Origin of the sequence: Flavihumibacter fluminis, from assembly GCF_021491375.1 — a bacterium.
Classification (GTDB): Bacteria; Bacteroidota; Bacteroidia; order Chitinophagales; family Chitinophagaceae; genus Flavihumibacter; species Flavihumibacter fluminis.
In genome coordinates, this window is sequence record NZ_JAKEVY010000008.1 from 17239 (window position 1) to 30453 (window position 13215).

The following is a 13215-nucleotide window of genomic DNA, read 5'->3' on the forward strand; positions in this document are numbered from 1 at the left end:
TATGTCAGCCTCTAAAAAAAACCAGAAGGCAGTGCTGATAGCAATTGCCTGCCTCTTGTTTTTTAACTTTCCCCTGCTCTCCATTGCAAATCAACCCAAACAGATTGGCGATCTGCCTTTATTGCTGGTCTACCTGTTTTCCGGATGGCTGCTCTTTATTTTTCTGATTCGATCCATTCACCGCACTGCTCCCAAAAAACCAGATGAGCATGAGTAGCTGGATCATTGCCGGAACCGCTTTAGGCTATTTGCTCCTGCTCAGCCTGCTGGCCTGGAGCGCAGAATCCGTGAGAAAAAAAAGGAAATCCTGGATAAATAACGGATATGTATATGCGTTATCAATGGCCGTTTACTGTACCGCCTGGACCTACTACGGCAGTGTTGGCAGAGCTGCCACCAGCGGACTGGATTTCCTGACTATTTATATTGGTCCAACAATTTTGTGTGCGCTTTTTTGGCCGGTTCTGCTCAAAATCATCCGCATCTGCAGAACACAGGGAATCACCAGTATTGCCGACCTGGTTTCAACCCGTTATGGAAAGAATTTTTCTCTGGCCGTTCTGGTTACCATTTTTTGCGTGATGGGAGTGATACCCTATATCGCACTTCAACTGAAAGCCATTGCCACCAGTTTCGATCTGCTTGCAGGTACAACTGGCAACACGAATCAGTCCATCTGGAAGGATAGCACATTTTATGGCACCCTGCTGCTAACTATTTTCATTCTGTTTTTTGGCACCAGATCGGTGGATGCAGCTGAAAAACATGAGGGACTGATAGCCGCGATTGCATTTGAATCAGTCATCAAGCTCGTAGCCTTTCTGGCAGCCGGTTTATTCATTACCTATGGTGTATTTAATGGCTTTTCTGATCTGTTTCAGCAGGCAAATGCGCAACCAAGATTGCAGCAGTTATTTACCTTCCAGGAAAACAATGCCTATACCAGTTGGTTTTCTATGCTGACACTCTCCTTCTTCGCAATGCTGTTTCTGCCAAGACAGTTTCAGGTGAACGTAGTTGAAAACCTGGATGAAAACCACCTGAAAACAGCAGGCTGGGTTTTCCCCCTATATCTTTTTGTGATCAACCTTTTTGTAGTTCCCATAGCACTTGCAGGCTCTGTTTTATATCCCGGTGCTACTGCTAACCCAGACCTTTATGTATTGAATATTCCCCTCGACCAGGGAAGACATCTGCTGAGCCTGCTGATATTTATCGGTGGGTTCTCGGCAGCAACAGGAATGATCATTGTAGAAACCATCGCACTAACAACTATGATTAGTAATCACCTGGCGCTTCCCTTACTTTTTTCGACCAACCGGCTGCACCAGGAATCCAGGCGCAACCTTTCTGCTGTTGTACTTTGGGTGCGCAGAGGAAGTATCCTGCTCGTAATCGGCCTTTCATTGTTATACGACAAACTGGTGGCAGAACAGTATAGTCTTGTTTCCATAGGCCTTGTATCTTTTGCAGCTGTTGCGCAGCTGGCACCTGCTGTACTGGGAGGCCTCTATTGGAAAGGAGCCTCTAAGAATGGAGCACTGGCCGGACTCGCCGCCGGCTTTATCTGCTGGATGTTCACCCTGCTGCTGCCTTCCCTTGCAGGAGCAGGACTGCTGGATAATTCCATTTTAGAAAATGGATATTTCGGGATCTCCTGGTTAAGGCCGGATGCACTATTCGGACTTACTTCCCTGGACCCCGTTTCACATTCCCTATTCTGGAGCCTTTTATTAAACAGCGGACTATTTGTGCTGGTTTCCATCAATGGCCAAAAGGGTACGAGGGAAACTTTCCAGGCAGAACTCTTTGTAGACTTTTTGACCAAAGAAAAGTTTGAAGTTGAACCCGCCGCTTGGAAGAATACAGCAAATCTGCCTGCACTCAGACTGCTTCTGCAAAATTTTATTGGTAGTGAAAGAGCTGTTAGTCTTTTTCAGAAGTATGCAAGCCGGCACCAAATTCCCCTGAATACAACCACTGCAGATCCTCGGCTGGTGCAATTCACGGAAAAAATATTGGCCGGCGTAATTGGATCCGCATCAGCGCATATCCTGGTTTCACGCGTTGCCAAAGCGGAGGAACTGAGCATGGAGGAAGTATTGAACCTTTTGCGGGAATCGCAGCAAATGATGGAACTGAATAAAGAACTAAGAAGAAAATCGGCTGAACTGACACGTGTAACTGAACAACTTTCTGCACTCAATCGCCAATTGATGGCAATGGATGAAATGAAAGATGAATTTCTTTATACAGTAACGCATGAACTCCGGACTCCCCTTACATCCATCCGGGCATTAACAGAACTGGTTCATGATAATCCAGAAATGCCGGAAAACCAAAAAACTGAATTCCTGGCTGCTGTGGTACGGGAAACAGAACGCTTGAGTCATTTAATTACCCAGGTGTTAAGTCTTGAACGCTTTGAATCCGGCAAACAGCCTTTAGAACTTCAAACTATACAGACCAAAGAGCTGTTGGATGAAGCACTTTCTGATATTCAGCCACTTGTTCAGCAAAAAAAACTACGGATACAAACCCAACTCACTCATCCTTTTCAGTTGATCGAACTGGATCCAATTCTTGTTCGTCAGGTACTTTATAATCTTCTCACCAATGCAATACGGTTCTCGCCTGAATCAGGTACAATCCTTTTTGCAGCCGAAGTTTCCGGCAATCATCTTGAGATATCCGTGTCTGACCAGGGGAAAGGAATTCCTGAAGCAGCACTGGAGCTGATCTTTGATAAATTTTATCAGGCGCCCAACCAAACACTAAAAAAACCGGAAGGCAGCGGGCTTGGGCTGGCGATTTCCAAAAAAATTATTGAACTGCATACTGGAAATATCCGTGCTGAAAACAGGGAGGATGGAGGCGCCCGTTTTATCTTTATTCTGCCATTATCCCAAATAAACCTCTGATATGCCGGGAAAAAAAATACTGGTTGTTGATGATGACCCATACATCCTGATGTCGCTGGAATTCCTGATGCAGAAAAACGGGTATTCAGTTGTTGTTGCCCGGAATGGAACGGAAGCACTTCAACTCGTTCAGCAGGAAATTCCAGACCTGGTGGTACTCGATATCATGATGCCGGATATCGATGGTTATGCAATTTGTGAATTCATAAAAAAACAGCCCGCACTCAACCACATTATTGTAGTATTCCTGAGCGCGAAAACCAGGGAGTCCGACCAACGGAAAGGCCTTGAATTGGGCGCTGCAGCCTTTGTTTTCAAACCTTTCTCAACCCGCTCTCTTATTAAAGAGATAAATCAATTATTGCGATAACTCTTTGTTAAATGCCTTAACAATTAGTTATCTTTCAAGCTATTAATTTATTTTCGACCGCCATGAAAAATACCCCCATAACAGGAAGGCCGAAATTCTTCGGTTCAAAAATGCTGATTACCGGCATTACCCTGTTATTCCTGGGTTTATTGGGTACAACACTGATTATGCTTCCGCTGGTTTCCAAGCAGAATAAATACTGTGTACTTAATTCAGTGGAAGAAGAAGCCGGCAGTAATAATCCAATCAACGAAGAACATAAGAGCGGAAAAACATTCTCAGTTTGTAATCTGGACGCTTGTGCCCTCCTGAGAACCGTTAATGCAGAAGATATTTTAAGGGTTGTTCCGGTATCCGAAAATCTTCCGGACGATCAACTCTCCCAAACCCTCATTCAGCCTCCGGATCAGGCCTGAGCTTTTTATTGAAGTTTTTTACGGTACCCTGCCCCTTCCCTGTTGAAGACTGGTTATCCCTTTCTATTATTCGAAACAATCAACCTGTATGTCCAAACGTTTACAAAATCCGTTTGGGAATCTGTCGTCAGATATCCCATCCTCTATCGTAGTTTTTTTAGTTGCACTTCCCCTTTGCCTTGGTATTGCGCTGGGCTCCAACGCCCCCCTGTTTTCAGGTATTATTGCCGGAGTAGTGGGTGGTATCGTCATTGGCGCCCTAAGTGGCTCCCAACTTAGTGTTAGTGGTCCGGCTGCAGGACTAACAGCCATTGTTGTGGCAGCACTCGCTAAACTGCCAAGTTTTGAAGCTTTTTTAGTTAGCGTGGTAATTGCCGGGGTTTTGCAAATCATTCTTGGATATCTGAAAGCAGGGGTGCTGGGCGATTACATACCAGGAGCTGTCATCAAAGCAATGCTGGCAGCTATCGGTTTGATCCTCATTCTGAAACAGTTACCTCACCTGGTTGGCTACGATGCAGATTTCGAAGGGGATGAAAGTTTCCGTCAACCGGATGGCTCTAATACATTTACAGGCATCCTCAATTCCCTTAATCATATTATACCTGGTGCCGCCCTTATTGGTATTGCTTCTCTTCTGATTCATATAGTGTGGGATAAATATGTGGTGAAAATCGGCAAGTTTATGCAGCTGATTCCTGCACCATTGGTAGTGGTGCTAATTGGGGTAGCTATTAATCAGTTCTTCATCGCCTCGCAATCTCCCCTCGTGCTGCCCGATCATACCCTGGTGAATATTCCAAAAGCAGAAACCGTTGAGGAGTTTGTTAGCTTTTTTCAATTCCCGGATTTTGGTCATATCGCCAACTACAATGTATGGGTCGTAGCATTTACGCTTGCGATCGTAGCAAGCCTTGAAACTTTATTAAATATCGAAGCTTCGGATGAACTGGATCCTTACCAGCGCGTAACCCCAACCAACCGCGAATTGAAGGCCCAGGGAGTAGGTAACCTGCTATCCGGATTCATTGGCGGCCTGCCCATCACTTCTGTTATTGTAAGAACTTCAGCAAACGTTAATGCCGGTGCCAAAACCAAAATGTCGGCAATCCTTCATGGTTTGTTATTACTGCTATGTGTGGCATTTATCCCCAATATCCTAAATATGATTCCATTACCAGCACTGGCAGCTGTACTCATTTATACCGGTTTCAAACTGGCGAAACCTTCTATTTTCAAAAAATTCTATCAAAGAGGCTGGGACCAGTTTGTTCCCTTCATCGTTACAATCATTGCTATCCTGCTGACCGATCTGCTGAAAGGCATCCTGGTAGGCTGTGTGGTTGGACTATTCTTTGTATTGCGCAGTAATTTCCGCTCAGCAGTTTTTGTGGTAAACGACGATAAAAACTATCTTTTCCGCCTGAGAAAGGATGTATCCTTCCTAAACAAACCAATCATTAAACACAAACTGGCCAAAGTTCCGGAAGACTCCTTTGTATTGATTGACGCCACCCGAGCCGACTTTCTCGACAAGGATGTAGTGGAAGTGATTGAAGATTTTATAATCAGTGCCCCTTTAAAAAATATTACTGTTCAACTTAAAAAAAGCGCGAATAAAGAACAGGGATTTTCTAACCATTCAGAAACTATTTAAAAATCAGTAAACATGAAACAATACGAAAAACTTTTACTTGAAAACAAAGCATGGGCAGCAGAAACGGTTGAAGAAGATCCGGATTTTTTCAAACGCCTGGAGAATATTCAGCGTCCTGATTTCCTTTGGATAGGTTGCAGCGACAGCCGGGTGCCTGCCAATGAGATTACCAACACCCAGCCGGGTGAGATTTTCGTACATAGAAATATCGCCAACATGGTCGTACACACAGATCTGAACCTGTTAAGTGTACTCGAATATGCTGTGGTTCATTTGAAAGTAAAACATGTGATCGTTTGCGGTCATTATGGTTGCGGTGGCGTAAAAGCAGCGATGACCCAACATAATTTTGGCATCATCAACAAATGGCTCAGAAATATTAAAGATGTATACCGATTCCACCGGGATGAAATCGATGCCATTCCCGATGAAGAGCAAAGAACCAACCGTTTGATTGAACTGAATGTGATTGAAGGAGTAATGAATCTCGCTAAAACATCCATCATTCAGAAAGCCTGGAAATACAACCAGCAACCTCACCTGCATGGTTGGGTGTACGGGCTGAAAGACGGCTTGATCAAACCTGTATTTGAAATGCCAGCCAATACACATATTGACAGCATCTATGAGTATGATGACTTATAATTCTGTAGGTTTGTTGAACTATGTCAATCGCGGTTCAGTCTCTCAAGAAAGTTTATGGTCAGCAAACAGCTGTCAATAATATCTCCTTCTCTGTAAATCAGGGAGAAATAGTTGGATTTCTCGGCCCAAATGGTGCCGGGAAATCCACTACTATGAAAATCCTTACCGGTTATCTGCAACCAGATGGCGGCACTGCCATGATTGCAGGGGTGGATGTTACGAAAGATCCCCTCGCTACCAAATCCAGGATCGGTTACCTGCCTGAATCCAACCCGCTTTATTATGACATGTATGTGCGGGAATACCTTCAGTTTATGGCTGAAGTACATGGTATAAGCGACAAAAAAGGCCGCATCAATACCGTTATCAACCAGGTCGGATTAACACCGGAAAGCCATAAAAAAATCGGACAACTCTCCAAAGGTTATAAACAACGGGTTGGACTAGCGGCAGCTTTGATCCATGACCCGGAGGTTCTGATTCTGGATGAGCCCACCACCGGACTTGATCCCAACCAGATAATAGAAATAAGGGAAGTCATCCGTTCTCTCGGAGCCCAAAAAACCATTCTCTTTTCCACTCATATCCTTCAGGAAGTGGAAGCTGTTTGCAGCCGGGTAATCATTATCAATAAGGGAAACCTGATCGCAGATAACAACCTGAAAGACCTCCAGGCCAGCCACAGTAAACCAGTGATCCGGGTTCAATTCAAAGAAGCCCTGGAAGCTCAATGGCTGGAAAGAGCGGTTACGAGCCTGAAAGCATTACAGAAAATCAATGCCTTTGAATGGCAACTGGAAGCAGCCGATCCTGTAGAAGCAAAAAAACAGCTGCTGGCCCTCAGTGTTGAACATAACTTGAACATCGTATCTCTCCAAAGTAGTGATCAAAGCCTGGAAGATGTGTTCCGTTCACTAACGAACTCTTAAAACTCTATCACCTGAATCTGATATTTGATCTTGGTGCCAATAAAGGAAAGAATATTCCTTATTACCTCTCTAAAGCTGCTACTGTAGTTGCGGTTGAGGCGAATCCTGTTTTAGCCAAAGCATTGGCAAACCAATACCAGAAAGAAATTCAAAGTGGTCGTTTGATAATTGAAAATAAATGTATTACTGGTCAAAACGTAGATGAAAAGGAAATTGAATTTTATATCCACCGCTACCATTCAGGACTTAGTACTTTAAATGTGCCTAAGAATAATAGCTATGATTATAAGAAAATTCGGGTAATCGGGTGTTCCTTCAAGGATCTTATAACAACATATGGAGCGCCTGATATGGTCAAAATTGATCTTGAAGGTGCTGATCTAAATGTGTTGGAATCGATCCATCAAAATCCTCCTTTCCCAGATTATATTTCAGTAGAGAATTGTGGGCCTGAGACCTTAAACAACTTATTGAAATTCAATAAATATTCAAGATTCAATATTGTCTCCTTTTATAATTTCAAGTCTGTTTATGGATATACCGGAATTGACACGGCAGGTCCCTTTGGAGCAGATATTAAAAGCCCCTGGCTTAGTAGAGAAAAAATAATTGAAGTTTTTGATCAAATGCCTGACCCATGGTTTGATATTCATGCAACATCCATCAATTTCCCATTACATATGCCAGACCTGAATTTTTATCAAAAAAAAATCAATCTGCTACTCTGGTTGAAATCAATCCTTCCCAATCCACTCAAATCCTTAATAAAAAAAATTATTGGATTTTCCCGTTAACCCCCTTCTGGCATTCACCCCCCCTTTTGCCCCGGTACTCCATCTCTACTCCCTCTTCCATTCCTCCATCTTCTATTCTCCTTCTCACTCCTCACGTTTCACATCTCACCTCTCCTTACCTTTGCACCATGATGCATAAAGAAGAACTCCTTCCGGAGGTAGTTATAAAGTTTGCAGGCGACAGTGGAGATGGCATGCAATTGACTGGTACTCAATTCACTAACAATACCGCTTTACTGGGCATAGACCTTGCCACCTTTCCCGATTTCCCCGCTGAAATCAGGGCTCCCCAGGGAACCATTCCCGGTGTCAGTGGTTACCAGTTACGGTTTTCAAGCACCCCCGTTTATACACCCGGCGACGAATGTGATGTGTTGGTAGCGATGAATGCCGCAGCTCTGAAAACCAATCTCAAGGCACTGAAAAAAGGTGGCAAAATCATTGTCAATACCGATGGTTTCGACGCCAAAAACCTGCGACTGGCCAACTATCCTGATGGCGTAAACCCCATTGAAGATGATAGCCTCGCCAATTATGAAGTCATTCGCATGGATATTACCAAGATGACCCGTGAGGCACTAAAAGAATTCCCACTCGGAACCAAGGAGAAAGACCGTGCGAAAAACATGTTCGTCCTTGGCTTTTTGTACTGGATGTACAACCGGGACATGGATAGCAGCCTTCAATTTCTCAAGGATAAATTTGGCAAAAAACCAGACCTCCTCAACAGCAACATCAAAGCACTTCAAGCCGGTTACAACTATGGTGATACCACTGAAACCTTTACAACCCGCTATAAGGTTGAAAAAGCCAAAATTGAACCAGGGTCCTATCGTAATATCATGGGAAACCAGGCACTGGCATACGGACTGATCGCTGCCTCCCGAAAGGCGTCGCTGCCCATGTTCCTTGGAACCTATCCCATTACTCCAGCGTCTGATATCCTGCATGAGCTTAGCCGTCACAAGAGTTTTGGCATCCGTACCTTCCAGGCAGAAGACGAGATTGCGGGCATCACTGCAGCGATCGGTGCATCTTATGGCGGCTCACTGGGGGTAACAACTACTTCTGGTCCAGGTATGGCACTGAAAACAGAAGCCATGGGACTCGCAGTTATGCTGGAAATTCCATTGGTAATAATAAATATCCAGCGTGGTGGCCCCTCCACCGGTCTGCCCACCAAAACAGAACAAAGCGATCTGCTCCAGGCTTATTATGGAAGAAACGGAGAATGTCCTATGCCGGTCATCTCTGCCTCCACGCCCAGTGATTGTTTCGCGGCGGTATATGAAGCAGTACGTATCTCGGTTCAGCACATGACACCGGTTATTTTCCTAAGTGACGGATACATCGCCAATGGTGCAGAACCCTGGAAATTTCCTACCAGCGATCAACTGGCCCCAATCGAAGTAAACTTCAAGAAAGATCTGGGGCATGGAGAAGAAAAGTTCATGCCCTATCAGCGCGATGAAAAACTGGTTCGCCCCTGGGCTATTCCCGGCACACCAGGACTGGAACACCGGGTGGGCGGACTCGAAAAACAAAATATAACCGGCAATATCAGCTATGAACCGGAGAATCATCAACTGATGGTAAAAATCCGGCAGGAAAAAGTAGACAAGGTCGCAGATTATATACCCGAGCAAAAACTCGACAGTGGTCCGGAGAAAGGAAAGATTCTGGTTCTCGGCTGGGGTTCAACCTATGGTGCAATTAAAAGCGCGGTGCAGGAATTGCAGGAAGCCGGACAGGAAGTAAGCCATGCTCATCTTCGTTATATCCGTCCTTTTCCTAAAAACCTGGGAGATATTATCAAAAACTTTGAACAGGTTTTGATTCCGGAAATAAATAATGGCCAGCTTATTAAAATCATTCGTGATCAATACCTGGTGGATGCCAAAGGATATAATAAGATCATGGGGGTTCCGATTACCAAAACGGAGCTGGTAAACAAACTGAAAGACATGTTGGGAATGACCATTCCAGCTTAAGTGGTGCGTTCCCGTAACCGCTGCGCCAGCTTTTCCAGCTCGATACTGATTTTATTAATATACTCAAACTGATCGGCAATGGTTTTCAACTCCGAAAACCGTTGCCGGGTTTCAGTATCCATGTCACCTTCAGCCAACTCTTTTAACCGCAGTTCCAATAATTGTTTAAGCTCTTCCCGGATAACAAAATTTTCTTCGGCACTCAGCAGCAGGTTCGGTGCAGGTTCCTGTTTTACCAGCTCAGCCGCTGTCTGAAGATGCTGCAGTGAGGCAGAAATAATGGGTTGAAATTTTTCCGAAGCATACCGCTCTGCCATTTTCCGATAGGAAGAAAGGGTTGCAATATGTGAAGCGAGCATGTGATTATTCACTACCATCTGGTGAACCAGTTGTACCTTTTTCTGCTGCCGCTTGGGTTCATTCAGCATCCGTTGAAAAGCATCAGAGAGGTTGGCCAGCTTTACAAATGCTTCTTTCCTGCTGAGCTTATAAGCTTCATTACCTAGTGATACGCCAATAAATAACTTGCTTATACTTTCAAAATAACGCGCATTCGCTTCGATGGCTTCCTCCAGCAACTCCTGAATCTGCTCATGCTCCCATTTTGGAGGGATGGCAAAGGTTGCAATGAAGGCAATCATCGAGCCCGCAAATGTATCAATCAGGCGATCACGCAACACTTCAGAAAAATCACCGGGCTTCAGAAAATGAAAAGCGATCAATATGTAGGCTGTCATTGCCACAACACTTACCAGGTATTTTACCCTTACCATGCTGTATGCGATTACCATTCCGATAATCATAACAGTTACCAATAACCGATCATCCCGTATAAGCCACAAAACTCCCACTCCAATCAAGGCGCCAAAAAAAGTTCCTGTTAAACGCTCAATATTTCTTTGTTTGGTTAAACTATAAGCCGGCTTAAGAATAACCAGGATAGTCAATAAAATCCAATACCCATGCCCGAATGGCAAAATGCGACTTAGAAAATAACCTGCCAGTAAGGATATCGCTACTCTGATTGAATGACGGAAAATCGTTGAATGAATACTAAGGTTGTTGGTCAGCAGTTTGATATTAAAATCAGAGGGCGAAACAAATTTGGTATAATCTACGGTTCGTGAAAATGCCGCACCGATTTTCTTGTCAAAACTGGTATAGCGATGAATGGTCAGAATTCTGCTCTGAATGTCTTTAATACTGTTGAGTATATGACGCAGGCTTACAAACCCCTCAATATTACTATCATCCATCGTAGCATTACGCACCTCTACAAATTCGGTTTCCAGCTTTTTCAACAAATCCTCCAGGTCTTCTCTGGCTTCGGAAACTCTTCCTTCCTGCAAAGCCAACCCGATTTTCTCCAGTTCATCAGATAAGAGACGTATTTGCGTTTGAAAAGCCGGTAACAATCCTGAATTATCCATCAGCTGATGCAAGAGCCGATAGTCCTGCTGGGATGTCATGATCCGTTCAAACAGATCCACACTGTCGAGGAAGATCATCATCAGGATCCGGCTTTTATGCGTTGACTCGCGAACAATATCACGCGTTTTAAACAGCATTTCACGAACCAGGCTTTGCTTATTATGCACCAGCACCTGCTGCTCAAGTACTTCCTTGTAATTTTTATCGTAATCAACCTGCGCATCGTAGAATCCGGCGCGGGTACTCAGGTAATCAGACATAGAAAGCAGGGAGTCACCAAGTGCCTGCTCAATAAGTTTATACGGACGCAGACGATATAATAATAAGCTAATCGTAAAATAGAAAAAACCGCCAGCAGCTACCAGTAGGGCATTCCTTACTACCTCCCAGCTCGTATAACGTTCATCAATACTTAGTATCATAACCAGCAAGCCTGCCACTCCAACTGCAGCCGCCCGCACGCCATACACACCAATAATGGAATAGGCAAACCCCATCAACACGATCAGCACAGCCAGCAACCAGGGATAAGGCATGCAGAAGCCCGTAATAAGCGTGGAAATAAAGATCAAAATAAGAGCCGCCATCATTCCGTTCACCCGGTGATGAATGGGCCCGGTATTATCCGCAATACTCACACAAAGAGCGCCCAGTCCGAGTGCCATTCCAACATCCAGATGTCCAAAATAACTGGCTGTCAGTATTGGAAGCATCACACCCGCCGTGGTACGAATGCCTTCCGATACATAATAACTGCTGCTGTACTTTTTATATTCCCGGATGTATTCAATCATAGATTTACCGGGTTATTTCATTCCAATAAAACTGGCAATCGCAAAAGAAAGAACCGCCACCACCAGGCCATACATAAATACATTATAGGAAATACGCAAATAATAATATTTCCTTGCCAGCACTTTACCGAGGTAATAAATATCTTTTATCATACTATCGTACAGATACTCACTATCGTTCATCATTTCTTTCATACCCCATTCGTACTCTTTCAGTTCCATTTTAAAAAAATTGCCAAAGAACAAGAGATTAGCCTTTTTCTGACGAATGTCTTCTTCCGTAAAAACACCCCCCGTTATAGTTGGACGGGTTGCACGAATGGCAAAGATTACAGCCGTCAGGCAAACCAATGCCAGTATTGCTGTAGGCAGAATAAACTGAGGGTAATATTGCAATTTTCCCAATAAAACAGAAACCAATATAGATAACACGATGGTATTAACCGAGATCATAATATTGGCTTTGCTATCTGCCATTTGACTAAGGCTCACATGATTTTCACTCATGATACGGAACATCGTAGCAATGCCCCTGTCGGTTCGCGATTGACTGGCTTTATCAACCGGTTTCTTTTCCTTTTCTGTACTGGTTGGCTCCAATGCGGGCACATCTTCGATGGTGCCTACAGGGGTTTCAACAGTTTCTCCTTTAGCAGCTGCTTCCTTATCCAGCAATGCCTTTAAATGCGCCTGTTTAACCGGCTCAAAATGAGTACGCGCATACTCCGTAAAATACCGATGCTCCTGAAGAAACCGAATATTCGTTCTTCGCCACGCTTTTTTACTGATGTCTTTATTAAAGACAGTATTGATTTCCTTTCTGAGTAATTTACTTTCCTCCGGATAATGGGCGGACCCAAGATGCGCCATATCAGCATCACAGATGATCTGCTCAATAGGGTTAGCCGGCGACTGAGGCATGCTGGTAGCCAGAATGCAGGAACTCATTTTAGCAATCAGGGCCTCTGCCAGTCCCTGCTCCCTGCAAAACTTACAGGCAATTTCAACGCTGTATTCTTCATGCCCCTCATATTGTGTACTATATCCCGCATCATGAAACCAGGCAGCGAGCAGCAAAGCAAGCCGGTCCTCCTCCGGAAGGTGCATGGCAGCTGCCATCTGGCTGGAAGCATCCACTACCTGAAGGGTATGGTGGAGGTCATGAAAATAAAGCGTTGCCGGAACGTTTTTTTCAAAATGTTGCCGAACCTGGTTAGCCGCCTTATCCAGAATGCCCGAATTTGCTTCCATGTAGCTGTTTATTAAA

11 protein-coding genes are annotated in these 13215 nt (G+C 44.3%); 9 read left to right on the forward strand and 2 right to left on the reverse strand.

All coding sequences use genetic code 11. The features are described 5' to 3' along the window. The first annotated feature begins 1 nt into the window (after position 1). The 9 genes from L0U88_RS20215 (at position 2) to L0U88_RS20255 (ending at position 9723) form a co-directional block, all read left to right on the forward strand. Positions 2–217 (forward strand): hypothetical protein, encoded by a 216-nt coding sequence (locus L0U88_RS20215; RefSeq protein WP_234868621.1) that lies wholly within the window; start codon positions 2–4, stop codon positions 215–217. Next, entirely contained in the window at positions 210–2921 is a 2712-nt protein-coding gene (locus L0U88_RS20220) for a sodium:solute symporter family transporter (RefSeq protein WP_234868624.1), read from the forward strand. The genes L0U88_RS20215 and L0U88_RS20220 overlap by 8 nt, the downstream gene beginning before the upstream one ends. A 1-nt stretch (position 2922) precedes the next feature. Continuing rightward, entirely contained in the window at positions 2923–3291 is a 369-nt protein-coding gene (locus L0U88_RS20225) for a response regulator transcription factor (protein WP_234868626.1), read from the forward strand. A 62-nt stretch (positions 3292–3353) separates the two neighbouring features. Further along, positions 3354–3707: a hypothetical protein gene (locus tag L0U88_RS20230; protein WP_234868627.1), complete on the forward strand. Its 354-nt coding sequence runs from the start codon at positions 3354–3356 to the stop codon at positions 3705–3707. Between the two features lie 88 nt (positions 3708–3795). Beyond that, a complete protein-coding gene (locus L0U88_RS20235) occupies positions 3796–5364 on the forward strand; it encodes a SulP family inorganic anion transporter (protein ID WP_234868629.1) in 1569 nt (522 codons plus the stop codon). A 12-nt stretch (positions 5365–5376) separates the two neighbouring features. Further along, positions 5377–6009, forward strand: coding sequence for a carbonate dehydratase (can, locus tag L0U88_RS20240; protein WP_234868631.1), 633 nt, complete (start codon positions 5377–5379; stop codon positions 6007–6009). A gap of 20 nt (positions 6010–6029) precedes the next feature. Then, the gene (gldA, locus tag L0U88_RS20245; RefSeq protein ID WP_234868633.1) at positions 6030–6938 is read left to right on the forward strand and encodes a gliding motility-associated ABC transporter ATP-binding subunit GldA; all 909 of its coding nucleotides are present in this window, start codon (positions 6030–6032) and stop codon (positions 6936–6938) included. 20 nt (positions 6939–6958) lie between these two features. Beyond that, positions 6959–7732 (forward strand): FkbM family methyltransferase, encoded by a 774-nt coding sequence (locus L0U88_RS20250; RefSeq protein ID WP_353620683.1) that lies wholly within the window; start codon positions 6959–6961, stop codon positions 7730–7732. 128 nt (positions 7733–7860) lie between these two features. Beyond that, positions 7861–9723 (forward strand): 2-oxoacid:acceptor oxidoreductase subunit alpha, encoded by a 1863-nt coding sequence (locus L0U88_RS20255; RefSeq protein ID WP_234868636.1) that lies wholly within the window; start codon positions 7861–7863, stop codon positions 9721–9723. Here L0U88_RS20255 and L0U88_RS20260 read toward each other — a convergent pair. Together L0U88_RS20260 and L0U88_RS20265 are read right to left on the reverse strand one after the other, a co-directional pair. Further along, positions 9720–11948, reverse strand: a complete 2229-nt coding sequence (locus L0U88_RS20260) for an FUSC family protein (RefSeq protein ID WP_234868638.1) — start codon at positions 11946–11948, stop codon at positions 9720–9722. The two genes, L0U88_RS20255 and L0U88_RS20260, sit on opposite strands and share 4 nt — an antisense overlap. Positions 11949–11960: 12 nt before the next feature. After that, on the reverse strand, positions 11961–13199 hold the full coding sequence (locus L0U88_RS20265) for a Pycsar system effector family protein (RefSeq protein ID WP_234868640.1): 1239 nt from the start codon (positions 13197–13199) through the stop codon (positions 11961–11963). Positions 13200–13215 lie beyond the last annotated feature (16 nt).